This is a genomic window from Nocardioides sp. (genome assembly GCF_035576065.1).
Classification (GTDB): domain Bacteria; phylum Actinomycetota; class Actinomycetes; order Propionibacteriales; family Nocardioidaceae; genus Nocardioides.
In genome coordinates this window covers 195,406-217,898 of record NZ_DATLWX010000045.1, presented here as the reverse complement: position 1 = coordinate 217,898, position 22,493 = coordinate 195,406, and the positions used below count along the sequence as shown (strand labels likewise).

At 68.3% G+C, this 22,493-nt stretch carries 23 protein-coding genes; 7 read left to right on the top strand and 16 right to left on the bottom strand.

Annotated features, from left to right (window positions below; translation table 11 throughout):
- Position 1: 1 nt before the first annotated feature.
- From VNJ48_RS21375 to dnaB, 4 genes are all read right to left on the bottom strand, one after another.
- Positions 2–352 (bottom strand): DUF2185 domain-containing protein, encoded by a 351-nt coding sequence (locus VNJ48_RS21375; protein ID WP_325605816.1) that lies wholly within the window; start codon positions 350–352, stop codon positions 2–4.
- Between the two features lie 39 nt (positions 353–391).
- Positions 392–967 (bottom strand): hypothetical protein, encoded by a 576-nt coding sequence (locus tag VNJ48_RS21370; RefSeq protein ID WP_325605815.1) that lies wholly within the window; start codon positions 965–967, stop codon positions 392–394.
- A gap of 6 nt (positions 968–973) precedes the next feature.
- The gene (locus VNJ48_RS21365) at positions 974–3,025 is read right to left on the bottom strand and encodes a hypothetical protein (protein ID WP_325605814.1); all 2,052 of its coding nucleotides are present in this window, start codon (positions 3,023–3,025) and stop codon (positions 974–976) included.
- A 481-nt stretch (positions 3,026–3,506) separates the two neighbouring features.
- Complete coding sequence (dnaB, locus tag VNJ48_RS21360) at positions 3,507–5,381, bottom strand: replicative DNA helicase (protein WP_325605813.1); 1,875 nt, start codon at positions 5,379–5,381, stop codon at positions 3,507–3,509.
- Between the two features lie 539 nt (positions 5,382–5,920).
- Between dnaB and VNJ48_RS21355 the strand changes: the two genes are divergently transcribed.
- Together VNJ48_RS21355 and VNJ48_RS21350 are read left to right on the top strand one after the other, a co-directional pair.
- Positions 5,921–7,258, top strand: a complete 1,338-nt coding sequence (locus VNJ48_RS21355; RefSeq protein WP_325605812.1) for an MATE family efflux transporter — start codon at positions 5,921–5,923, stop codon at positions 7,256–7,258.
- A complete protein-coding gene (locus VNJ48_RS21350; RefSeq protein WP_325605811.1) occupies positions 7,255–7,779 on the top strand; it encodes a hypothetical protein in 525 nt (174 codons plus the stop codon). The genes VNJ48_RS21355 and VNJ48_RS21350 overlap by 4 nt, the downstream gene beginning before the upstream one ends.
- A gap of 205 nt (positions 7,780–7,984) precedes the next feature.
- On the opposite strand, the gene rplI is transcribed toward VNJ48_RS21350, so the two are convergent.
- The 4 genes from rplI to rpsF all read right to left on the bottom strand — a co-directional run bounded on the left by rplI (position 7,985) and on the right by rpsF (position 9,815).
- Positions 7,985–8,431 carry a 50S ribosomal protein L9 gene (gene rplI, locus VNJ48_RS21345; protein WP_325605810.1) on the bottom strand — a complete coding sequence of 149 codons (447 nt, stop codon included), beginning with the start codon at positions 8,429–8,431 and terminating at the stop codon, positions 7,985–7,987.
- 14 nt (positions 8,432–8,445) lie between these two features.
- The gene (rpsR, locus tag VNJ48_RS21340; RefSeq protein WP_017933521.1) at positions 8,446–8,682 is read right to left on the bottom strand and encodes a 30S ribosomal protein S18; all 237 of its coding nucleotides are present in this window, start codon (positions 8,680–8,682) and stop codon (positions 8,446–8,448) included.
- Positions 8,683–8,796: 114 nt separating this feature from the next.
- Positions 8,797–9,414, bottom strand: coding sequence for a single-stranded DNA-binding protein (locus VNJ48_RS21335; RefSeq protein WP_325605809.1), 618 nt, complete (start codon positions 9,412–9,414; stop codon positions 8,797–8,799).
- A gap of 107 nt (positions 9,415–9,521) precedes the next feature.
- Positions 9,522–9,815 (bottom strand): 30S ribosomal protein S6, encoded by a 294-nt coding sequence (gene rpsF / locus VNJ48_RS21330; protein WP_297735909.1) that lies wholly within the window; start codon positions 9,813–9,815, stop codon positions 9,522–9,524.
- 198 nt (positions 9,816–10,013) lie between these two features.
- Here rpsF and VNJ48_RS21325 point away from each other — a divergent pair, with 198 nt between their 5' ends.
- A complete protein-coding gene (locus VNJ48_RS21325) occupies positions 10,014–10,934 on the top strand; it encodes a serine/threonine-protein kinase (protein ID WP_325605808.1) in 921 nt (306 codons plus the stop codon).
- A 5-nt stretch (positions 10,935–10,939) separates the two neighbouring features.
- On the opposite strand, the gene VNJ48_RS21320 is transcribed toward VNJ48_RS21325, so the two are convergent.
- Positions 10,940–11,791 (bottom strand): PaaX family transcriptional regulator C-terminal domain-containing protein, encoded by an 852-nt coding sequence (locus VNJ48_RS21320; protein WP_325605807.1) that lies wholly within the window; start codon positions 11,789–11,791, stop codon positions 10,940–10,942.
- A gap of 48 nt (positions 11,792–11,839) precedes the next feature.
- Here VNJ48_RS21320 and VNJ48_RS21315 point away from each other — a divergent pair, with 48 nt between their 5' ends.
- Positions 11,840–13,021 carry a DUF418 domain-containing protein gene (locus tag VNJ48_RS21315; RefSeq protein ID WP_325605806.1) on the top strand — a complete coding sequence of 394 codons (1,182 nt, stop codon included), beginning with the start codon at positions 11,840–11,842 and terminating at the stop codon, positions 13,019–13,021.
- 93 nt (positions 13,022–13,114) lie between these two features.
- Here the strand turns inward: VNJ48_RS21315 and VNJ48_RS21310 are convergent, their stop codons facing one another.
- The 4 genes from VNJ48_RS21310 to VNJ48_RS21295 are packed head-to-tail and all read right to left on the bottom strand — an operon-like array spanning position 13,115 to position 15,829.
- Positions 13,115–13,966 carry a hypothetical protein gene (locus tag VNJ48_RS21310; protein ID WP_325605805.1) on the bottom strand — a complete coding sequence of 284 codons (852 nt, stop codon included), beginning with the start codon at positions 13,964–13,966 and terminating at the stop codon, positions 13,115–13,117.
- Between the two features lie 53 nt (positions 13,967–14,019).
- Positions 14,020–14,952: a hypothetical protein gene (locus VNJ48_RS21305; RefSeq protein WP_325605804.1), complete on the bottom strand. Its 933-nt coding sequence runs from the start codon at positions 14,950–14,952 to the stop codon at positions 14,020–14,022.
- Positions 14,952–15,278 (bottom strand): hypothetical protein, encoded by a 327-nt coding sequence (locus VNJ48_RS21300; protein WP_325605803.1) that lies wholly within the window; start codon positions 15,276–15,278, stop codon positions 14,952–14,954. Before VNJ48_RS21300 ends, VNJ48_RS21305 begins: the two co-directional genes overlap by 1 nt.
- A complete protein-coding gene (locus VNJ48_RS21295) occupies positions 15,275–15,829 on the bottom strand; it encodes a hypothetical protein (protein WP_325605802.1) in 555 nt (184 codons plus the stop codon). The genes VNJ48_RS21300 and VNJ48_RS21295 overlap by 4 nt, the downstream gene beginning before the upstream one ends.
- Before the next feature lie 117 nt (positions 15,830–15,946).
- On the opposite strand from VNJ48_RS21295, the gene VNJ48_RS21290 reads away from it, so the two are divergent.
- Positions 15,947–16,765, top strand: a complete 819-nt coding sequence (locus VNJ48_RS21290) for a deoxyribonuclease IV (protein ID WP_325605801.1) — start codon at positions 15,947–15,949, stop codon at positions 16,763–16,765.
- A gap of 7 nt (positions 16,766–16,772) precedes the next feature.
- Here VNJ48_RS21290 and VNJ48_RS21285 read toward each other — a convergent pair whose 3' ends face one another.
- Positions 16,773–17,405, bottom strand: coding sequence for a class F sortase (locus tag VNJ48_RS21285; protein WP_325605800.1), 633 nt, complete (start codon positions 17,403–17,405; stop codon positions 16,773–16,775).
- Positions 17,398–18,624 carry a hypothetical protein gene (locus tag VNJ48_RS21280; protein ID WP_325605799.1) on the bottom strand — a complete coding sequence of 409 codons (1,227 nt, stop codon included), beginning with the start codon at positions 18,622–18,624 and terminating at the stop codon, positions 17,398–17,400. Before VNJ48_RS21280 ends, VNJ48_RS21285 begins: the two co-directional genes overlap by 8 nt.
- Before the next feature lie 230 nt (positions 18,625–18,854).
- Between VNJ48_RS21280 and VNJ48_RS21275 the strand changes: the two genes are divergently transcribed.
- Together VNJ48_RS21275 and VNJ48_RS21270 are read left to right on the top strand one after the other, a co-directional pair.
- Positions 18,855–20,009: a lipid II:glycine glycyltransferase FemX gene (locus tag VNJ48_RS21275; RefSeq protein ID WP_325605798.1), complete on the top strand. Its 1,155-nt coding sequence runs from the start codon at positions 18,855–18,857 to the stop codon at positions 20,007–20,009.
- A complete protein-coding gene (locus VNJ48_RS21270) occupies positions 20,006–21,088 on the top strand; it encodes an alanine racemase (protein WP_325605797.1) in 1,083 nt (360 codons plus the stop codon). The genes VNJ48_RS21275 and VNJ48_RS21270 overlap by 4 nt, the downstream gene beginning before the upstream one ends.
- Here the strand turns inward: VNJ48_RS21270 and VNJ48_RS21265 are convergent.
- A complete protein-coding gene (locus VNJ48_RS21265; protein ID WP_325605796.1) occupies positions 20,999–22,459 on the bottom strand; it encodes a glycosyltransferase 87 family protein in 1,461 nt (486 codons plus the stop codon). The two genes, VNJ48_RS21270 and VNJ48_RS21265, sit on opposite strands and share 90 nt — an antisense overlap.
- Positions 22,460–22,493 lie beyond the last annotated feature (34 nt).

The window sequence follows — 22,493 nt, the reverse complement described above, 5'->3', positions numbered from 1 at the left end:
GTCAGCTCCCGGGGGAGTACAGCTGCTCGGTCGGGACCGGTCGCCCGGTTGCGGTGTCCACTATCTCCATGCCTTGGCCCTCGTCGACGATCTGGAGGTCCGACCCGACGGGTAGGTCCCAGATGCCGATGAGTGCGGGCTCGATCTCGCAGACGGCGTTGAAGTCGGTGATGGTGAGGTTGCTCGCGTCGTGGAGGTACTCGGTGGTGTCGATGTCGGAGAAGATGCGCCATCCGTTGTCAGCGGCGGCGCGGGAGGTCTCGCGCACCATCCACTTGGTGCGGCCCGCACCCGAGAGCACGTTCTTGGACACCAGGCAGGCTCCGGCTTTGGGGATGAACTCGATCGGCATGCGGTTCCCTTGCGCTAGAGGTTGGTCGTGGCGTGGCTATTACTTCTGCTCCGGGGGAGGGACAGTAATGCCGCGGTCGGTGAGGGTCTGTTCGGCTCGGATAACGAGTTCACCACGCAGCGCCGACATCTTTCGAAGGTTCCCCAGCACGGTGCGCCCGTCCACGCTCTGACGCAGTAGGTCGAGGTCCGAACGCGCAAGCAGGACGTCGTAGAACGAGGTGAGCTCGACGTCGCTGAACTTCCCCTTGGCGGCAAGGGTCTCCAGCGGCGTGCCGAACTTCGCCACGACCTCGTTGACGTCTGCGCCTGCGTCGAGCATCCGCTCAAGCACGGGGGCCTCTGCAACAAAGTCGTGCTGGTTGCGCCCGAGAAACCGGTGCAGCGGCTGGCCTTGGCGCACGTCGGCACCGTCGTCCAGGAGCCGGTTTGCGATCGCGACCCGCTGGTCCGTGTTGGCGTTGCTGAGCGCCAGGGCTAGCGGGGTGCCGGACTCGAAATCGTAGTTCACCCACGCCGGCTCATAGACACCTTCGAGATCCTCAATGGTGCCGTGCGTCAACGCCGCGTACAGCGCGTTCGTGTCACGGGGCGCGTTGCGCTTGAACAATCCCATACCTACTTACCGTCCTTGTGCCCGGTCATGGGGCCACTCGGTAAGCCGGGCGTATTCGGCCGCGTCATACGCAGGGGGACCGTTCGTTGAGATCGTCGTCGTGTCCCACGGCCTGGGGCCGTCGGGTCGCGGCGTGAGCAGAACGCCGACGGTCCACGGGTAGATGGGTCCCAGCGCGCCCGATCTTTCCAGGAAATCTTGGCGCCGCAGATGTAGCCACGATGCGTAGATCTCCTGGTGGTAGTCGGTCAACTGCGACATGGTCGTAAAGGTCACCTGGAGTGAGCCGAGGTCGATATACAAGATTCGATGGTCCATGCGGTGACCATCGGGTGCAGCCTCGGCACACTGGGTTAGCCGTCTGAGCAGGAGCCTGCCCAGCTCGGCCCGCGCGCCGACCGCAACACGGTCGATGTGAGATAGAAGTGTGATCCGGTCCGTTTCGTCCCCTGTGAAATCTGTGTCGGCGATGTCCTCAAGGATCTGCTGGAAGATCGCGTGTCCGAAGCCATCCGCTGATGCTGCTGGGTCGTAGGGAAGTAGAGGCAGATTCGTATGCGTCGCGCCGGTTTCCGGCATCCACTCCGGCAACGCCCCCGGAGGCGTCTCCGCATCCTTCTGGGCCAGGTCCAGGTACCGGTTGCTCTCTGCGCCTAGTTCGAGCGGTTCTCCGTCGGAAACTCGGTGGATGTAGTCGACGATCGCGGTTGCGGAACGAAGTTGGTCCCAAAGGAACTCCCAGTCACGCCGCGTCAGCACCACGCTGGGGCCTTTGGGATCGGGAGCGGGGATGACACCCGTCGGCGGAGGGGTGGGGTGGTCGATGACAACCACGGGGATCCACGCAACCGAGCTTCCGCGGATTGTGACATGGCGTCCGCGCAGGTTTGTGAGCTCGACTGCGGGGTTCAGCAGGGCCGTCCTGATCGTCCCCCGCGCCTGCCGCAGGCCGTGAGCAGCGTTCTTCAACATCCACTTCGCTGCCTTCTCCGGGGTATCGCCGACAACACCTCGAGCCTTGACCTGGAGGCTGATTCCACGTGGACCGGCGAGGATCGTCCCATCACCGAGTTCACGGACCCCGCTTCCCTTCACAAAGACCTTCGGTCTGAGGACGAGGTCAGGCAGGCCCCATCTGCCCGCAGCCGCTCGAGTGGCCTCCTCGACAGCATTCCCATCCTGGTTGGCGTCCAGAAGGTCAAGCGCGGGCGCGATTTCGCGCCCTGTGACGTCCCCGTCCGCGGAAAGACGCATGTACACCAGCGTGCCGTCGCCGTTGAGGTAGGTGGCCATGCTCCTCTCGGAATCCGCGATGGATGATCTGACCTCGGCTTCTTCGTCGGCACTGCTGAACTTCACAGGTAGCCAAGTGTCGACGTTCTCCTCAGGGAGGTTGTCGTCTAAAGAACGGAGCAGATCTGAGCGATAAGGCTCGCTGACCGACCGTTCCAAACCTTCGATAAGGTGCCGCGTGATCGCAACTAGTCCATGCGAGCGGCGGGAGAAGTTGTCGTCAGGGTCGTCGGGCCAAGGTCCGGCGTTCAAGATGACGTCCAGCGAAACGTTCGGGTCGCCGGCAAAGGACGCACCAGCCGAGTCCTTGTGGAGCGTGAATCGGGCCAAACGCTTAGGTCGATGCAGCGGACCTGCCGGATCGACCTCGGTCCGCTCGATAAGCACACCATCCGGAAGCGCAGGCTGGGGATCTGCCTTGGACACCCACGACGTGAACAAGTTCGACTCCTGGACGGCTTCCCGAGGAAGCGACGCCTCGATCCCGGCGGCGAGATGCGCGATGTGCCGGGCGACCGTACGCGTGGACTCGTTGTCGAGGCGGTCGGTGAATGGCTGAAGGAGTCGGAGGGCACGGACCTGGTCGGGGCGCAGGCCTCTCAGTTTCCCCTGTGCTGGAAGCGAGTCGAACTCCGAGGGATCCGAGATGAGAGGCATCCGGTGGATCTCGGGCTCCACGAACCCGATCGGACGGCAGACAGTGCTCGCCGCAGCGAGGACGCACGCGTCCATCGCGGCCTTGATGTCCCGGAGGAAGTCCGCCATGGCTTCGTCTGCCTCTCGTTGAAGTCCGAGATCGGGCTCGAAGGAACACCACACCTCACGGACGAGAGAATCAGGAGACTCGACCCACGCGGAGAACAGCTGACCAACCCGCATCGAGTTCCAGAGCGTGTTGATCTGAGAGCGGCGAGCCTGTGCGCGGGACAGATGGCCCCGAGCGACGGCGAGATTGGTCCTGCGAGCAAGCCCTGCGCGTCGTCCTTCACGGAACCAGCGTGACGCACAGCACGGACAACCGGTTTCGCCAGACGTTCACCGCGACGGATCGGGAGAGACGCCAACCCAGTGCAGCCATTACGGAGGGCTCATCGGCATCACGAGTCCTGGGCTCAGGGTGCGGCACTCTGGCGACCTGGGACAGGCCCCAATCGGGGTCGCCAAGGCGGGCGATCTTACGAACTTGCAGCTGCTGCAGATTGGAACGATCCACTGCAGACTCAGCAATCGTCGGCAAAAAGTTCAGTCAGTGCGCCATGTCCACGAACCGCGAGTAGTGCCCCTGGAACGCGACGGTGAGGTCGCGGGTCGGGCCGTTGCGGTGCTTGGCGACAATCAGGTCGGCCTCGCCGGGGCGGGTCGACTCCTTCTCGTAGACGTCGTCTCGGTGGAGGAGGATCACCATGTCGGCGTCCTGCTCCAGCGAGCCGGACTCACGGAGGTCGCTCATCATCGGCCGCTTGTCGGCGCGCTGCTCGGGACCACGGTTGAGCTGCGAGAGCGCGATGATCGGCAGCTCGAGCTCCTTGGCGAGCAGCTTGATCTGCCGGGAGAACTCTGACACCTCGAGCTGGCGGGACTCGACCTTCTTGCCCGAGCTCATCAGCTGCATGTAGTCGATGACGATCAGCTTGAGGTCGTGGCGCTGCTTGAGGCGGCGCGCCTTGGCCCGGATCTCCATCATCGTCATGTTGGGCGAGTCGTCGATGAACATCGGCGCCCCGGAGACCTGCCCCATCTTGCGGGCGAGGTGGTCCCAGTCCTGGTCGGTCATCTGGCCGTTGCGGATGTGGTTGAGCGGCACCTTCGCCTCAGCGGAGAGCAGCCGCATCATGATCTCGGTGCGCGTCATCTCGAGGCTGAAGAAGACACTGGTCAGGTTGTTGCTGATCGACGCGGCGCGGCAGAAGTCCAGAGCCAGCGTCGAGTTGTGCGTCGGGATCATCGAGGCCCCGGCGAGATACATGTGCGCGTCATTGTCGACCTGGACGCACCTGACCGGGACCGACTCGACCACATCGACCGACTCAACCTTGACGACCGATCCATCGGGCATGGCGATCGTGTGGATCTCGTCAAGACTCCCTGCCAGGTCAGCAGTGGTCCGACACAGCGGTCGTTTGCTGTCACCAGGAGGCAGTGAACTACCGCCATCTCTCCCCGTCGAGGAAGAGGCGCCCACGGTGCTCGTCAACCACTGGTGCTCCGCATCCGCGACGATGACCGATCCGTCCGAGAACGTCAGCTCGTAGCACGGCCGATCCGTCATCACATCTGTGGCGGCCACCACCCGCGTAGGCCGACCCTCTGCGTCGTACAGCAGATCGCCCACGGCGACTTCGCCCATCGTCGTCCACCCGGCGGGCGTCGAGAGCACGGTGTCGAGCGCGAGTGCCTTCCCCATGGCGGGACGCGCGGCGACGATGATCATCTGGCCGGAGTGGAGGCCGTTGGTGAGCTCGTCGAGGTCGGCGAAGCCGGTCGGCACGCCGTAGAGCCCGGCCTCGCGGTTGCCGATTGCCTCGATCTCGTCGAGGACGGGGTTCATGATGTCGCTGAGCGGGGCGTAGTCCTCCGCGGTCCGCCGGTCGGTGATCTTGTAGACCTCCGCCTGCGCCTGGTCGACCACGTCGTCGACCGCACCCTCGCCGGCGTAGCCGATCTGCACGATCTTGGTCCCGGCGTCGACGAGGCGACGCAGGATGGACTTCTCGCGCACGATCTCTGCGTAGTAGGACGCGTTGGCCGCGATCGGCACGTTGGCCGAGAGCGTGTGGAGGTAGGGCGCTCCACCGACCCGCTCGAGCTCGCCCTTGCGGCTCAGCTCGGCGGCGACCGTGACCGGGTCGGCGGGCTCGCCCCGGCCGAAGAGGTCGATGATCGCGTCGTGGATCACCTCGTGTGCGGGGCGGTAGAAGTCGGGTCCGCGCAGCGTCTCGGTGACGTTGGCGATCTCGTCCTTGGAGATCAGCATGGCACCGAGCACGCTCTGCTCAGCAGCGTTGTCCTGGGGTGGCGTGCGGTCGCCGGGTCGTCGCGGCGCCTGCCCGGGCTCGTAGGCTGCGGGCCCGTCCCCCCACTCGAAGTCGGTCTCGCTGCGACCCTGCTCGGTGATACTCAACCGGTGTCCCCTCGTATGCCCGATGCGCCTGCTGACCGTGCAACTCCTGCGACCCGACCCGTCCTGCGACGGTAGAGGTGGCCACCGACAACGGTCCGGCCACCCACACGTCCGAACGAGTCATCGGTGTGGACGTCTGTGCGACGCTACGTTGCCGGAGGGCAGGTCAGCCAGTCTCGGAAGCAGAGTTATCCACAGGTCCTGTTGATAACAAGGGCTGTCCCGTGGACGACACGCCACCAGGTGTGCACCAGCTGGGGAGACGACTGTGGACAACGCCCGGTAAAGCCTGAGCAAAGTACCTCTGACCTGCGGTGATGCTGCGTGTGGCCTGTGGAGGAAAAACAAATGCGGCGTGGATCGTCGGCCTTCTCGCCATCTGGATATCCCAGGTCGGTTTGTCGACAAGCGGCCCCGAGGACCGGTGAGCCCGACGTTTTACACCGTTCATACACAGGTAGTCACAAATGACTACGTCAACCAACTGATCGGCTGAGAGGTCAGGACCAGTCTGCCGGTCAGACCTTTACAATCCGTGCGTGACGCCCACCCGCCGCCATACCGATCGCGAGATCCTGCGCCTCGCGATGCCGGCCTTCCTCGCCCTGGTGGCCGAGCCCCTGTTCCTGCTGTCCGACGCGGTGATCGTCGGGCATCTCGGTACGGCGCAGCTCGCCGGCCTCGGGATCGCCGGCGCGATCCTCCAGACCCTCGTCGGGCTCTGCGTCTTCCTCGCCTACGGCACCACGGCCAGCGTCGCGCGTCACCTCGGCGCCGGGAACCTGCGAGCGGCCCTGACCCAGGGGATCGACGGCTGCTGGCTCGCGGTCCTGATCGGTGGGGTGGTGACCGTGGCGGGAGCGGTCTTCGCGCGCCCCCTGGTCGAGCTCTTCGGAGCAGGCGCCGCAGTCAGCGACCAGGGGACCGCCTACTTGTCGGTGGCGATCTTCGGGACCATCCCGCTGCTCCTGATGCTCGCCGCCACCGGGGTGCTCCGCGGCCTCCAGGACACCCGCACTCCCCTGTGGGTCGCAGTCGGCGGCAATGTCGCGAACATCGTGCTCAATGTCGTCTTCGTCTACGGCCTGGACCTCGGCATCGGCGGTTCGGCCCTCGGCTCGGTGATCGCCCAGGTCGCGTCCGCGTGGGTGCTCGTCGCCGTGGTGGTGAGGGCGGCCCGCCGGGAGCACGCGCCCCTCACCCCGGACCGGGCCGGGATCGTCGCCGCCGCCGTCACCGGGATCCCCCTCGTGCTGCGCACGCTGACCCTGCGGGCGTGCCTGCTGATCGGGACCTACGCCGTGACCATCGCCGGGCGCGACGCCGAGATCGACCTGGCGACCCACCAGATCGCCATCACGCTGTGGACCTTCCTCGCCTTTGCCCTCGATGCCCTGGCGATCGCCGCGCAGGCCATCACCGGCCGAGCCCTCGGTGCAGGCGACGTCGACGGCACCCGTCGCCTCACCAGGCGGATGGTGCAGTGGGGGTGGGGCGCCGGGGTCGCCAGCGGACTGCTGCTCGCCGGCGCCGCCCCGTTCCTCGGCCCCCTCTTCTCACCGGACCCCGACGTGCAACGCCTGCTGGTGCCGGTGCTGCTCGTCGCCGCCCTGGGTCAGCCGATCGCGGGAGTGGTCTTCGTGCTGGACGGCGTCCTGATCGGCGCCGGGGACGGCCGGTACCTCGCCTGGGCCGGACTCGGAGTGCTGGCGATCTACACGCCGGTCGCGCTGCTGACGGCCGTCGGTCCCGGCGGTCTCGTGTCGGTGTGGGTCGCGATGACGGCCGTGTTCATGGGCGCCCGCTTCGTCCTGCTCACCCGGCGCGCACGCGGTGACGCGTGGCTGGTCACCGGCTCGCTAGCCTCTCGCCCATGAAGCCACTGGCCTCGATCGCGATGGGGCTGGTCGTCGTGGTGCTGGTGGCGAGGTACGACGGGTACGACGCCCTGGCCGACCCCCTCGGCTGGCTCCTCGTGCTCTGGGGTGTACGCCGCCTGGCTGACCCGACGCTGTTGCTGGGCCTCGCCGGCGCCGCGCTCGTGGTGGCGTGTGCCGTGTGGCTCCCCTCGACCCAGGACGCCCTGGATCGCAGTGACCCGTCGCTGTGGTGGGCGGCCACCCTCCCGCAGGTCATCTTCTGCGTCCTGCTGTGCCACCGCCTGGCCGCTCTCGCCCAGGGTGCCCGGGACGCGAAGGCGGCCGCGTGGCTGCGCACCACGATGGTGCTCAATGTCGTGCTCGCCGTCACCCCGGTGCTGGCGTTCGCCTCCGGTTCCGACGACCTCCTGCCCGCCGTCTACGCGGCCGCCGTCGCAGTGGTGCTCCTGCTCATCGTCCTGCTCTTCGCGTACGCCAACCGGCCCTGGGTGCCCGCCCAGGCGGTGTCCTCCGGGTGAACGCATCGCTCCGTCACGCGGCCGACGACGCGGACCTCATGACGAAGTCCTGCGCTTCCTTACCGTTGCACCGGTAATTAAGTGCTGGAGTCCCCGGCTAAGCGGGGACTCCTGCGGGCAAAGAACTCCACTCGCGTCCTGACGCAGAAATGACGAACGGCCCGCCTGCTCCAGGAGCAGACGGGCCGGACGTGCGTGCGATGGGTCAGCCGGGAACGACGTTGAGCGAGACCTTGGCGGTCACCTCGTCGTGCAGCTTGACCGACACCTCGTGGACACCCAGCGACTTGATGGGCTGGGTCACGATGATGGTGCGACGGTCGACCTTCTCACCGGAGACCTCGGTGATCGCGTCAGCGATCTCGGAGGTGGTGACGGCGCCGAACAGGCGGCCGCCCTCGCCGGAGCGGACCTTGACGTTGACCGGGTTGGACTGGAGCTTGTTCTGGATCTCGGTCGCGTGGTCGGAGTCGCGAGCGGCACGCGCTTGGCGCGCCGCCTTGATCGACTCAATGGTCTTCTCGCCACCACGGGTCCAGCGCAGGCCGAGGCCGCGCGGGATGAGGTAGTTGCGGCCGTAGCCGTCCTTGACCTCGACCACGTCGCCGGGAGCGCCGAGTCCGTCGACTTCTTGCGTCAGGATGAGCTTCATGTCTCGTGCTCCTCTCAGCGACCGGTGGACGTGTAAGGAAGCAGAGCGACCTCGCGAGCGTTCTTGACCGCAATCGCCACGTCCCGCTGGTGCTGGACGCAGTTGCCGGTCACGCGACGCGCGCGGATCTTGCCTCGGTCGGAAATGAACTTCCGGAGCAGGGTGGTGTCCTTGTAGTCGACACCAGTCGCCTTCTCCTTGCAGAACTGGCAAACCTTCTTCTTCGGCTTGCGAATCACTGCCTTGGCCATTGTGGTGCTTCCTTTCTAGAAGCCCGGCCCTGTCAGAGGACAGGGGCGGAATGGTTGAGGTGTATTCGGTTGGTTTGGAACGTTTGTGCAGGACGGGCGATCAGAACCCGATGATCAGAACGGGGGCTCGTCCGAGCCGCCGCCGACGCCGGGAGCGCCCCACGGGTCGTTGGCGGGCGCGGAGGAGGCTCCCTGGTTGCCCTGGTTGCCCTGGTTGCCACCGCCCTGCTGACCGCCGTAGCCGCCGCCACCCTGCTGGGGAGCGGGCGTGGCCCACGGGTCGTCAGCCGGAGCCCCGCCACCGGCGGAGCCACCGGCGGAGCCGCCGGCAGCGCCACCACCGAAGCCACCGCCGCCGCCGCCGGAGCGGTTGGCGCGGGTGACCTTGGCCGTGGCGTACTTCAGCGACGGTCCGACCTCTTCGACCTCGATCTCGAAGACGGTGCGCTTCTCACCCTCGCGGGTTTCGTACTGACGGGACTTGAGGCGACCTTGCACGACGACACGCATGCCGCGCTGCAGGGACTCTGCGACGTTCTCAGCAGCCTGACGCCACACCGAGCAGGACAGGAACAGCGCGTCGCCGTCCTTCCACTCGTTGCTCTGCTTGTCGAAGGTGCGCGGAGTCGACGCGATCCGGAAGTTTGCGACAGCCGCCCCCGAGGGGGTGAAGCGCAGCTCCGGGTCGTCGACGAGGTTGCCGACGACGGTGATGATCGTCTCGCCTGCCATGTCAGGTCTCCCTAGAAGTCAGCTGATCAGTGATGTCGGTGGCCACCATGGCGGAGCCCACCGACAGTGGTGATACCGGGGCCCGAGGGGCGAGCCCGGTTGAGGCCTCACTTGGCGTCGGGACGCAGGACCTTCGTACGCAGGATGGACTCGTTGAGCGTGAGCTGGCGGTCGAACTCCTTGACCGTGGCCGGCTCGGCCTGCAGCGAGATGACCACGTAGATGCCTTCGGCGTTCTTCTTGACCTCGTAGGCCAGCCGACGGCGACCCCAGACGTCGACCTTGTCGACGCTGCCGCCGTCCTTGCGGATGACGTTGAGGTACTTGTCGAGCGACGGCTCGATGGTGCGCTCCTCGAGACTGGGGTCGAGGATCACCATGACTTCGTAGGCACGCGTCATGCGTGTCTACCTCCTTCGGACTAAGGGCGGCCACGGACGTTCCGTGGCAGGAGGATGCCCCCAACGGAGAGGGGGCGACGGGCAAGGTTAACAGCGCTGCACGCGATGGCTCAATCTGCGCTCGAACCCGCAGTCGACGTCGGAAGGGCTGTGGATGACGGGACGCGCGTACGCCGCAACGAGGCTAGCGTCGGTCCCATGCGCTCGGCCCTCGTGACCTCGCCGGTGATCCGTCCCCGGCACCGCACCGTGATCGCCGGGCGCTACGAGATGCTCGACCAGATCGGCACCGGTGGGATGGGCTCGGTATGGCGCGCGCGCGATCAGCGCACGGATCAGATCGTGGCCGTCAAGGTGCTCGGGCAGCACAGTGCAGCGCTCCTCGTGAGGTTCGTCCGCGAGCAGGCAGTCCGGATCCGTCACCCCCATGTGGTCGCGCCGAGCGGGTGGGCCGCCGAGGACGACACTGTGGTCCTGGCGATGGACCTGGTCACGGGAGGCTCGGTCCGCAACGTGCTCGACGCACACGGCCCGCTGCCCGCCGGGTATGCCGCCGCGTTGCTCGAGCAGCTCCTGCTGGCCTTGTCCGCGGTGCACGCCGCAGGGTTGGTCCACCGCGACGTCAAGCCCGCCAACCTGTTGCTCGAGGCCACCGGTCACGGCCGACCGCACCTGCGGCTTGCCGACTTCGGCGTCGCGGCCCCGATCGCCGACGCGCGATTCACCACGGTGCCGGGTGCCATCGGCACCGACGGCTACATGGCCCCCGAACAGGCCCGTGGCGCCGTGCCGGATCCGGCCCAGGACCTCTACGCCGTGGGCCGCGTCGGTCTGGAGCTGCTGACCGGGTTGCCGCCCGAGCGCCAGGGCGGGATCGGCTCGGGCCCGCTGCGACCCCTGCTGGAACGACTTCTGGTGACTGACCCCGAGCAGCGGCTGGCGTCGGCCGAGGCGGCGCTGCGGCTGCTCCGGCGCCTGGCCGTCCCCTTCGAGCCCGGCCCGCCCCTTCCCGACAGGCTGAGCACCCTCCCGCGCGCCAGCGTCGACTGGGCGGGTTGGGCGATGGTCTGTGGGTGCTTGGCGATGTTGCTCACGTGCCTGCTCGTGGTGCTGCGGTGAGCCACTCAGGCCGGATCTGAGAAGGCACGGTTGAAGCGCGTGAACAGTTGCTCGTGATCGTCCTCCTTGTCGTGCAGGCGTGACCACGACTCGACGAACGCTTGCCGCGACCGGGCGCCTGCCCACGGCTCGGGCAGGAGCTCTCGCGGCAACAACGGGTCCTTCACGTGAGCGTGGTCGAAGGCGGCGACGAGCCGGAGCACGGCGGAGAGTCGCGAGGCCCGGGTGGCTCCGGGGCGGGCAGCAACCGCTGCCTGCCGGGACGCAGTGAGCAGCTCGCGGTGGTCGGTCGCGACCTGGGCCAGCGGCCAGAGGCGTGCAGCTATCTGCCGTGGCGCGCGCGTCCCCCCGACGACAAGGTCGTCGGTCGTCGCCGTGGCCACCGTCTCGATCGTGGCCAGTTCCGGACACTCCGCGAGGACCAGGTCCTCCCAGTCGTGCGGGCTCACGTAGAGCCCGGAGTGCAGCTGCCCCGCGCCGAGGCGCATCAGGGTTCGTCGTAACCGGTCGCGCAGGGCTCGATCGCGCTCAGGGACCGAGACCGACAACAAGTGCCACGTGCCGTCCCACGGCGCCAACCCGGCGTCCTGGGCGTAGGCGAGGGCCACGAAGTCGACGTCGTGCTGCTCGCGGAGGTCCGCCCCGGGCGTACGCCGAAGGATGCCCTTGCGCCCGCGGCCCTCCTGCACGAACGCACCGTCGGCGACCAGTCGACGAATGGCAAGACGAAGTGGCTGGTCATCGATCCCGATCTCGTTCGCCACGTCGTAGGCGTCGGCGAGAACTACGACGCCGTCATGGCGTACCAGGCTCTCGACCACCATGCGCGGGGTGGGCCCGGCGGTGGGATCACTCACGAAGCCTCCTTGCTCCCATTCCGATTATCTATCGTGTAACATACGTTCGTGAGCAATTCGAACGTTTCGCGTCAAGCACTGGTCGACCGCCTCCGAGGTTTCGCTCTGCTCGGAGTGGTGGTCGTCAATGCTCCCTTCCTCCTCATGAGCACGGAGGGGCTGGACCCGACCTCACTCACCTCGACGCCCGACCTGATCGCCGCGTCGATCGTGTGGGTGTTGTTCCAGGCCAAGGCCTACCTGATCTTCGCGTTCCTCTTCGGCTACTCACTGACGATTTTCCTGGCGTCGGCGATCCGCAAGGGCCTCCACCCGAAGCGCGCCTACGCGCAACGACTGGGAGCCCTGTTCCTGTTCGGCGTCGCGCACGCGCTTCTCCTGTTCCCGGGAGACATCCTGGTCATCTATGCCGTCCTCGGCACACTGCTTCTCGTGCTGTCAGGGCGCAGCGACCGTACCCTGCGGCGGGCCGCTTGGGGGTTCTACGCCCTACAGGTCGTGCTGCTCGCGGCACTGGCCGCGATCCCCGCCTCCTGGCTCGGAGGTGGCCCGACCGCGGCCGCCGTCGATCACCAGCTCCGCACCGGCTCGTTCGTGGACACCGTGGCCGCACATGCGGCGCTGTGGCCGGACTATCTCCTGTTCGTGGGGTTGATCCAAGGGGCGCTGGTGGCGTCCATGTTCTGCCTGGGACTGCTGGCGGGCCGCCATGGGCTGTTGCGCGCAGTGGAGCCACGCGAGCAGACGTGGCGCCGCGTGCGTGCCTGGGGCATCGGGGTCGGACTGCCCCTCCAGGCGCTTTCGGGGTGGATCGCGCTGGCCCCGGGGACGACCGAGGACCGGGTCTACCTCGGCCTGGTCGTGCAGTACCTCACTGCGCCATTGCTCGCGGCGGGTCTGGTCGCCGCCATCGTGCTGATGCCCCGGCGCGGGCTCGCCAAGGCGGTGGAGGCCGATGGCCAGCTGAGCCTGTCGGTCTACCTGGGCGAATCCCTCGTCCTGACCGTGCTCGCCGTCGGTTGGGGTGGCGGACTGTTGGGTCTCTCCGCCACGTCGACCCTCCTGGTCGCGGCGGGTACCTGGCTCGTCCTGCTCGCGGCCGTCCACGTCTGGCAGTCCCTCGGTCTGGGCGCCGGCCCTGCCGAGCGGGGCCTGCGCGCGTTGACCTACGCGGGGATTCCGACTGCCCCCCACCTAGTACGCGATCGGGTCACCCTCCCGCGTTCCTAGGCGGAGACTGCTGGTCGTGCTGTTCTGTCGCGCCGTCACGATTGCTGCTGGTGCTGTGCCGCCGGCCCTCCGACGGCACCTTCGTGGACGGAGTCAGTCGACCAGTGGCACCGAGATGACCCCGATGGGCGGACCGAAGTCGAAGTCGATGCTGCCGTCCGGCGCGCCCGCCGCGACGGCGAAGGCCAGCCTCAGCTGGTCCTGGGAAGCACGCGCCAGAACGGTCCCGGGGTCGTCGTCGAACAGCACGGTCGCTCGCCCTTCGACGGACGTGTCCACCACCAGCCAGGTCCCTGCGTCCGGCGCCCAACCAAGGCCAGAGATGTACGGGAGCCGGTGGACGGCATCCACGGAGCAGCTGTTGTCCAGCACCTCCGGCACCGGGAAGTCCCTTGCCTCGCAAAGTCGCGGCCGGCTCGTCGTCGCTTCGTCGAGGTCGATCAGGCTGTCGGCCTGCCCGGGCCCCACTGCGCCGGTGGCGAGGTCCACGGTCTGGGTGAGCCCGTCGAATGTCACCTCGACGCTTGCCGACGCCTCGGTGCCGGCGACGACTGCGCCCCCTTGTCCGGCCTGCGCGACGACCGGCAGGGGCAGCGCCCGGGAACCGTCTGTCAAGGAGACCGTGGGCTGCGGCAGGGACTCAGGCTGCAGGTCGCCGAGCAGCAGCGCGCGGGCAACCGAGCTCGAGTGGGCCGTGAACGACCACGTCACCCCGACCATCGTGGTGTCCGGGCCTGGTGTCAGCTCCCCCGACTCCGTTGACACCGAGGCCACGCGGGGTGCGAGCCCCAGGGTCAGGACCCCCGACGGCAGTCCGACCTCGGTCAGCGATTCGACCACGAGCTCCGTCGCCGACACCTTCTCGACCTGACCCACGTCGACCTGGCGCGCATCCGCCGGGCCTGGTGCCTCGCCCCCGGACGTACAGCCGGCGACGGCAAACACGGCACACGCTGACGCGAGGGCAGACCATGACCACGAGCGCCTCTGATAAGACATCACTGGTCGGTGGTCCCCCAGTTGTCGTCGTTCGCGTACTGGTTGGCGGCGAGGCCGTCCGGTCGCGGCCACGGCGTGCTGCTGAGCTCCGTCCAGTCCATGAAGCTCGTGGTGCGTGCCTCGATGCTGACCGCTCGCATGGCGGAGACGACGGCATTGAGGAAGTTGACCCCGTCGATGATGATGCCGACGGGGGTTGTCACCGTGGCGGTCGGGAGCTTGGTGATCTCGATGTCTCCGAGGAGGGTGTTGACCACGTCAGCCACCAGCGCCACCAGCGCCTGGATGATGTCGGACCAGCACTGCTGGATCAGCCCCGCCGCGTCCGCCATCAGGTGACTGGCCGATTGCACCTTGCCCGCCATCACGTCCATGGCAGCGGTCTGCTGACCGGCGGCGCCGGAATATGCGGAGAAACCGCGACCTTCCCAGAAGATTGACACTGTGTCGGTCTTCTTGGTGACCGCGAGGTTGGCCTCGATGAGCGCGGAACGGGCGGACTGGTAACCGGCGCCGAGTCCCATGAGCTTCTCCGGGTTGCCGAAGATCCCGTCGATGCACGCCTGCATCGCATCTACCACCTTCTTGTGCGCGTCCCACAGCTGTTCGAGGAGGTCGCCGAGCTTTCCGTTGAGCCAGTCCTTGACCTCGCCGATCAGCAGGGCGCCAGCGGCCGCTCCGCCCAGCATGCCCAAGGGCCCACCGAGGATCCCGATGGCGCCACCGATGATGGCGGCGTCAATCTCGCTCAGGCCGTTGATCTTGTCCTGGATCTTCTGGCCCCAGTCCTCGATCTCCTGGACCAGCAGGTCGTTGAGCTCCATCATGCGGTTGAACCACATGTCCGGGGTGCCGAACAGCACCAGGTCGCTCAGCTGACCCTCGAGCGGGGGCGCGTCGTAGGCGGGAAGTCCCGGCAGTCGCTCGCCCATCAGAGGCCAGCCGCGGTCTTGGTCGCCAGCGTGGACACGTTGGCGTCGGTGGACTCGTAGTCCTTGGCGACCTGCGCGAGGGCCTCGCCGAAGTCGGTGGCCACCTCGCCGGCCGTGCCGAGGATGTCCGTTGCATCAGAGGCAAAAGTGTCGTGCGGCTGCTGGAGCGAGGCGAGCAGGACGCCGAAGAGGTAGCCCTGGTGCTCACCGTTGGCTGCCAAGCTCTTGGCCGCCGCCAGCCGGGTGACAGCGTCGCTGGTCCACCCGTCAGCGCAGTCGTACAGCGCCTGCGTCTCGACGTACAACGACTGGGTCGGTCCGCTCATGATTCCACCGCTTCCTTGAGTGCGTTGTTGAGGCGATCCAGGCTCACGCCGAACAGCCACTCCTGGTCGGCCTTGAAAGCCGCCAGTTGTCCTCGATCGTTGATGGCGACTGAGAGGTAGCCGTTGCTCGAGGTCCGCCACCGATCTCCCGGCGCCACGATCGGATCCAGCCCCCCGCTGGCGATGTAGCGAGCCAGGTGGTCCGCCTGCTCGTCCGGGGAGCGGACCACGAGCCGTGGTGCTGTGGGACCGGGCAGCGGCGCCAACGCCCTCGACGCGCCGGCGGGAGCCTCCGGGTCGAGGGCGCCCAGGAGGGCGAGCTCATTCATCACGCGGGCCGCTTCGGCGCGGTTGGCCGCTTCGAAGACCGCCTCCCGCAGGCCCTCCTCCGCCTTGAGTCGCGAGGTCAGCTGGAGCGCCATGACAGCGGTCACCTCCCCACGGAGCCCCAGTGAGACCCGGACCTGATCGGCCGCATCGGTCGCAGCCGACTCGATGGAGCCGACGTAGTCGGGACTGATCACTCGCTGCACTGCTTCCTGTACGGACATGACACGTGCCTACCCGCCCCGGGACGAGTCGAAACACCGCCTCATGGCGCCCGGGCCTCCGGGTGGGCTCACGGAGCCTCTCAGTCGTCGTCGGCGTACTCCTCTAACGTCTGTGCCATGAGTCCCACCCCCGACCAGACCTCCGCACTCGCCATCGGCGCTCACGTCGCCCAGTCCGACCCGGTCCGCGAGGCGCAGTCGCGTCGCGCTCCGCTGGTGCAGTTCTTCCTTGGCGACCCGCAGGGCTTCAAGGGCCCCGAGGTCGAGTACGCCGGAGGTGCGGCAGCGCTCCGGGCGGCGGCGGAGGAGGCGGGGGTCGACCTCTATGTGCACGCGCCCTACATCGTCAACGTGGCGACGACCAACAACCGCATACGGATCCCGAGCCGCAAGCTCCTCCAGCAGCACATCGACGCCGCGGCCGAGATCGGCGCCAAGGGCCTGATCGTGCACGGCGGACACGTCAACAAGGGCGACGACCCGAGCGTCGGGTTCGACAACTGGCGCAAGGCCATCGACGCCACCGACCTGAAGATCCCGCTGCTGATCGAGAACACCGCCGGCGGGGACAACGCGATGACGCGCTACCTCGAGCGGATCGCCGGCGTCTTCGACGCCATCAGCGCCTGCGAACAGGCCGACATGGTCGGCTTCTGCCTCGACACGTGCCACGCCCATGCCGGCGGCAACTCCCTCGAGACCGTGGTCGCCGACGTCCTCGCGATCACCGGCCGCATCGACCTCGTGCACTGCAACGACAGTCGTGACGACTTCGACTCCGGCGCAGACCGGCACGCCAACCTCGGGTCCGGACGCATCGACGCCGACCTGCTGGCCGCGGTCGTCCGCGAGGCAGGAGCGCCCGTCGTGCTGGAGACACCGGGGGCGACGGCCGAGCACAGGGCCGACGCCGACTGGCTGCGCGAGCGGCTCTGAGTGGCGATCAGCCGGCCGTGACCACCGGGGTCGCGGTGACGACGACACTGCTCTGGTAGGCCTGGCCGTCCCAGTCCTCGCACGTCACCAGCACGAGACGAGCCTCGCCGCCCTGGTCGAAGAGCTCGCGGTGCCGGGTGGCCACCTCCTCGCGCGACAGGATCTGCACCGAGGCGACGCGGTAGGCGATCGTCCCTCGGGTCGTGGAGACCTCCACGCGATCACCCGCGGCGAGCTCCTCGAGGTCGTCGAGGGCACCGCCACCGGCGTTGACGGTGTGACCGGTGAGCAGCGCCGTGCCGGTCGCATCACCGGGTCGGGCGCCGTCGGCCCACCACCCGATGCGCTGCGGGTCCGTGGGCGGGATCAGGGTGCGGTCGCGGGTGCGGATCGGGTCGACCTCGGCGTCCACCGACAGGGCGGGTACGACGATCCGGCGCGGTGAGCCAGGGACGGCCGGAGCCATCCGGGGTGTCGGCAGCGACGCCTCGACCGTCGTGCCCTGCGACCCAGCGCTCATGACCGGTCTCGGCGCGGCGTCGCGCTGCAGCAACGTCCAGCCGGCGCCGATGAGCACCAATGCCGCCAGCGCCCCGCCCACAGGGGCGAGGCGCTGGCGGATGCGGGTTGAATCAGGCACGGACCCGACGGGTCCAGGCGAACCGCCCGAACGCCGCGCCCATCAGCATGAGCAGCAGTCCGAAGAGGGACCGCTCGGCCGGGGTGTCCAGCCCGACAGCGTTGACTCCGGCCGCGATCGCGGTCGGGAGCTCGGCGCCGGCGTTGGGAGCCTCACCCTGGGTGGTGGTGTTGTTGTTCGACGCCTGCACGCCCTGCACCTCGACCGTTCCGGGTGCGGTGGTGGTCGTGGTGTTCGTCGACTCGGCGTTCTCGGTGTTCTTCACGGCGTTCTTCACGGCGTTCGCCTGCTGACCCTGGACCTCGGCTGCCGGTGCGGGCTGGTTCTGCTTCGTGCCGCCCGTCGTGCCGCCCGTCGTGCCGCCCGTCGTGGACGTGCAGGGCTCGACCCAGAAGACCTTGCTCTTGGAGTCGTTGCCGTTCGAGCGCGGCGTGTGGATCGTCAGCTTGACGTGGTAGCCCTGCTTGGGGTGGGGCTCGCCGTCGAAGGTGAGCGTGTAGGCCTGACGGCCGTCGAGGTCGGTGCCGCCGCCGGCAGCGTCGCCGCCCACGAAGACGGTCGAGGGGGCGGTGCCGCCGAGGACGACGTCCGCGGTGGGGGCGTGGGAGGCGAAGTTCACGGTGGACACGACGTCGGCACCCTCATCGAAGCCGTACCACTCCACGAAGAACGTGCAGCCCGGGTGCGGGTTGTTGCTCGGGTGCCCGGCCTCGTCGCCAGGAGCGGCGATCTTGACGGTCCCGTTGTTGCCGCCCGGGTCAGATGTCTTCGGACCCTTGTCGTCATTGTCGGAGCCGCCACCACCCGGGTTGTCGGCCTTGGCAGGCTTCTCGGGCTTGGGGCCCTTGTCGTCGTTGCCGGAGCCCTGGTCGGCGGGCGTCGCGGGCTTGGCCGGCTTCGCGGGCTTGGCCGGCTTCGCGGGCTTGGCGGGCTTGTCACCCTTGTCGTCGTTGCCGGAGCCCTGGTCGGAGGGCTTGGCGGGCTTGGCGGGCTTCTCGCCCTTGTCGCCCTTGTCGTCACTGTCCGACGCAGGGGCTGGGGCGGGTGCGGGGGCCGGCGCGGGAGCCGGCGCTGCGGGCTGCTGCCCGGGCGCGGTCGCGTGGCCGTTCGCGTTGCCGTTGCCGGGGTCCGCCATCGCCGGGGCAGAGGTTGCCAGACCGAGCGTGAGGACGGCGGCTGCGGCTAGTCGGGTGTGTCGTCGGTTCAGGTTGGCGCTCATTCTCTTACTCCCTCAAAAGAGTCCCGATCCCTGGTGGATCAAGCATCTCGACGGTCTGCCGTGTCGATGGCCCCCGAGATGGGGCTCGCCGTGCGTGTCGTCGCAATAGTGAGAACGACGATTCGCCAAGGGGGTTATGCCACATAGCCCGTAGGGGTGAGATGTGCTGTAGTCATTTGTGACTAGGCCGCCAACGACAAGGTCTCCGGCGTCTCGGCTAGCCTCGCGTCGTGAGCACCTCCGGCACGACACCCGTCACCATCCGCACCATCACGACGGCCGAGCACTCCCGGTTCATCGCGGCGAGGTCGAGCGCCAGCTTCCTGCAGACGCCCGGCTGGGCGAGGGTCAAGCCGGAGTGGCGCGCGGAGTCCCTGGGCTGGTTCCGCGAGGACGAGCTCGTCGGTGCCGCACTCGTGCTCTATCGCCAGCTTCCCAAGGTCAAGCGCTTCCTTGCCTACTTGCCGGAGGGTCCAGTCATCGACTGGACCGACGACGACCTCGGCACCTGGCTCGAGCCGCTGGCCGCCCACGCGAAGTTGCAGGGAGCCTTCGGCGTACGCATGGGTCCGCCCGTCATCACCCGTCGGTGGAGCGCAGCTCAGGTCAAGGACGGCATCGCCGACGACGCAGTCCGCCGCCTGACCGACGTGGCGCCGCTCGAGCGATCGCGTGACGGCGCGGCAGTCGTCGCCCAGCTCCACGAGCTCGGCTGGCGTCCCCAAGGGGTGGAGGGAGGATTCGCGGCCGGCCAGCCGAAGTACAACTTCGTCATCCCCCTGACCGGCCCCGACGACGCCGGGACCCCCCGGACCGAGGACGACGTCCTCAAGGGGATGAACCAGCTCTGGCGACGCAACATCAAGAAGGCCGCCAAGGAAGGTGTCGTCGTCGAGCAGGGCACGCGCGCCGACCTCAAGGCCTTCCATGACCTCTACGTCCACACCGCCGAGCGTGACCACTTCACCCCGCGCCCGCTCGGCTACTTCCAGACGATGTTCGACGCTCTCGGCGATGAGGCGTCCGGCCGGATCACCCTGTGGCTGGCTCGGCACGAGGGGGACCTCGTCGCCAGCACGATCGGCATCCAGGTCGGCACCCACGCGTGGTACTCCTACGGCGCCAGCTCCACCGAGAAGCGTGAGGTCCGCGGTTCCAACGCCGTGCAGTGGGAAATGATCCGACACGCGCTGGCGAACGGGGCCGCGGTGTACGACCTGCGAGGCATCACCGACACCCTGGACCCGGACGACCCGCACGTGGGGCTCATCCAGTTCAAGGTCGGGACGGGTGGCGAGGCCGTCGAATACGTCGGTGAGTGGGACCTGCCGATCAACCGGGCGATCTACAAGGCGTTCGACCTCTACATGGCGCGCCGCTCATGAGTCTGCGACTGGCCGTGGACGGCGATCGCTGGCGCAGCCACCTCCTCCACGCCGTCAGCGCCCGGCCTGGCATCGTCCCGGTTGCCAAGGGCAACGGCTACGGCTTCGGCATCGGCTCCCTGGCACGCCGGTGTGAATGGTTGACGGCCAAGGCGGAGCAGACCGGGACAGCCATCGACGTGCTGGCCGTGGGCACCTACCTCGAGCTTGCGCAGGCAGCCGACCGGTTCGCAGGCGACCTCCAGGTCCTCACACCCTGGCGTCCCCTGGGCGCGGCGCTCGACGTCTCGGAGACCTTGTCGAACCGCGTGATCCACACCGTCAGCAGGATCGCGGACGTGCGAGACCTGACCGAGCGCAAGCCCGACGCACGTTTCGTGCTGGAGCAGCTCACCTCCATGCGCCGGCACGGCATGACCCGCCGCGAGCTGGTCGAGGCCGCCCGCGTGCTGGACGAGCGACAGCTCACGGGACTGGTCGGTGTCTCGATGCACCTGCCCCTCAACACCGCCTCCCACGTCAGCGAGGTCGAACGTCTGCTCAACGACGTGGTCGCCACCGGGCTCCCGACGCGCACCGTCTTCGTCAGCCACCTGACGATCGGCGAGCTGACCAGGCTCCGCTCGTCCTTCCCCGACTTCGTCGTCCGCCCACGCCTCGGCACCGACCTGTGGCTCGGCGACCGGGCCGCCCTCAACGTCACCGCCACCGTGCTCGACGTCCACCCGCTCGAGCGTGGGGAGGCCTTCGGCTATCGCGGGCGCTCGATGCCGAAGAGCGGTCACCTGCTGGTCGTCAGCGGGGGTACGGCGCACGGCATCGGGCTGGAGGCGCCGAGCGGCGACCAGTCACTGAGGAGCAGGGCTGCCACCATCGCTCGCAGCGGCATGGACGTCGTCGGTGTGGTGCGCTCGCCGTTCTCGATCGACGGCAAGCAGCGACTCTTCGCCGAGCCGCCGCACATGCAGGCCTCGATGCTGTTCCTGCCCTCAGGCGCGCGAGTGCCCGGCGTGGGTGAGGACATCGAGGTCAGGGTCCGGTTCACCGCGACCACCTTCGACCGGGTCGACATCAGCTGAATCGGGCCCGCCCGCGTGTCTCCTCGTCGCCACGACCAGCCACACCAATCCGCCGATGCGCATCGCCATGGCCCACCAGTAGGCCCGCGCCTCCCCGCCACCAGCGGGGGCCAGGGCGCCACCGAGGTAGAAGCCGAGCAGCGCCCAGTGGACGATCTCGCACCCCTGCCAGATGAGCAGGTGGCTCCACGAGCGCACGGCTGCCACGGCGAGAGGCAGGAGCACCAAGGCGTAGGACGGGGCCGACGCGGGGCTGAGGATCAGGGCCGAGGCGATCAGCAGCGTGCCGAGGCTCGCGAACGACCACCGCGTCCGCCAGGCCAGCCACACCACCGCGGCGCCGACGAGCGACAGTCCGGCCGCCGTCACCACGGTCATCACCGTGGTCGACGGGCTCCAGCCGACCACCTGGCTCACCAGCAGCCAGCTCGAACCGACGTCAGCGCCGTGGAAGAACCCGCGCCAGGACGTCCGCCACGCCTGCGTCGAGCTCAGCAGTGCGGGGGCCATCAGGGCCGACCAGCTGGCGACCGCGATGGCTGCAAGGATGCCTGCCTCGCGAGGCCGTCGATGACGCAGGTGCAGCGCGAGGGCAGGGACGAGCAGCAGCGCCACGAAGGGGGACGCTGCCGCGCCGACCCCGATCGCCAGCCCCGTCGCCGCCGGTCGGTGGTGCGTCCATGCCCACAGCGCGCCCGCCACCGCGGCGGCGGCGAGCAGGTCCCAGGTGATGGGGAAGAAGAGCACCAACATGGGCGCTGCGGCGAAGGCGGCGGCGTCCCAAGGTCGGCGGCGGCGCAGCCGCGTCAGCAGACCAGCCGCGAGCAACGCCGCGGCGGCCAGCAGCACGGCGTTGACCAGGGTGAAGATGCGCGCCTCGCGCAACACCTCCGGACGCGTGACGACCTCGCTCACCGGCAGCTGCGCCCGTTCGTCGAGGTCGGGTGAGCCGCTGACCACGGCGGTGATGCGCTGGCTGACGAAGGCGACGTACGCCGGCAGCGGCGGCACCCACCCCGGCGCGTAGCGAGCGCGGACCTGCTCGTCGTCGGTGAAGGGCCAATAGCCCTCGGCATAGCCGTGCTGGACGTAGGCCGTCGAGGTGTCGGTCCAGCAGAGCGCTGTGTAGCGCCCGGTCCCCGAGCCACCGGCGGTGTCGAGGCACGGGGCCTTGGCCAGGATGCCCAGCGACATCGCCACGGATGCCAGCAGCAGCACCACGCGCAGCGGGGTCCACCACGGGTGCCCGCCGGCGTGGTCACCCAACGGACCACCGACGACCTCGCTGACCGAGCGGACGACCGGGTCCTCGCGACTGGGTGCCACCCGACTCTCGAGCGCGCCGGACGGCGGCTGGCCGTGAGGCGTCACACTGTCACCGCCCGGTGATCCCACTCGAGTCGGT

Bases quoted from the DNA above. Each gene is read 5' to 3' on its own strand.
- VNJ48_RS21375 (WP_325605816.1), bottom strand. From the start codon at position 352: ATGCCGATCGAGTTCATCCCCAAAGCCGGAGCCTGCCTGGTGTCCAAG.
- VNJ48_RS21370 (WP_325605815.1), bottom strand. From the start codon at position 967: ATGGGATTGTTCAAGCGCAACGCGCCCCGTGACACGAACGCGCTGTAC.
- VNJ48_RS21365 (WP_325605814.1), bottom strand. From the start codon at position 3,025: ATGGCGGACTTCCTCCGGGACATCAAGGCCGCGATGGACGCGTGCGTC.
- VNJ48_RS21350 (WP_325605811.1), top strand. From the start codon at position 7,255: ATGAAGCCACTGGCCTCGATCGCGATGGGGCTGGTCGTCGTGGTGCTG.
- rplI (WP_325605810.1), bottom strand. From the start codon at position 8,431: ATGAAGCTCATCCTGACGCAAGAAGTCGACGGACTCGGCGCTCCCGGC.
- rpsR (WP_017933521.1), bottom strand. From the start codon at position 8,682: ATGGCCAAGGCAGTGATTCGCAAGCCGAAGAAGAAGGTTTGCCAGTTC.
- VNJ48_RS21335 (WP_325605809.1), bottom strand. From the start codon at position 9,414: ATGGCAGGCGAGACGATCATCACCGTCGTCGGCAACCTCGTCGACGAC.
- rpsF (WP_297735909.1), bottom strand. From the start codon at position 9,815: ATGACGCGTGCCTACGAAGTCATGGTGATCCTCGACCCCAGTCTCGAG.
- VNJ48_RS21325 (WP_325605808.1), top strand. From the start codon at position 10,014: ATGCGCTCGGCCCTCGTGACCTCGCCGGTGATCCGTCCCCGGCACCGC.
- VNJ48_RS21305 (WP_325605804.1), bottom strand. From the start codon at position 14,952: ATGGGCGAGCGACTGCCGGGACTTCCCGCCTACGACGCGCCCCCGCTC.
- VNJ48_RS21300 (WP_325605803.1), bottom strand. From the start codon at position 15,278: ATGAGCGGACCGACCCAGTCGTTGTACGTCGAGACGCAGGCGCTGTAC.
- VNJ48_RS21295 (WP_325605802.1), bottom strand. From the start codon at position 15,829: ATGTCCGTACAGGAAGCAGTGCAGCGAGTGATCAGTCCCGACTACGTC.
- VNJ48_RS21290 (WP_325605801.1), top strand. From the start codon at position 15,947: ATGAGTCCCACCCCCGACCAGACCTCCGCACTCGCCATCGGCGCTCAC.
- VNJ48_RS21280 (WP_325605799.1), bottom strand. From the start codon at position 18,624: ATGAGCGCCAACCTGAACCGACGACACACCCGACTAGCCGCAGCCGCC.
- VNJ48_RS21270 (WP_325605797.1), top strand. From the start codon at position 20,006: ATGAGTCTGCGACTGGCCGTGGACGGCGATCGCTGGCGCAGCCACCTC.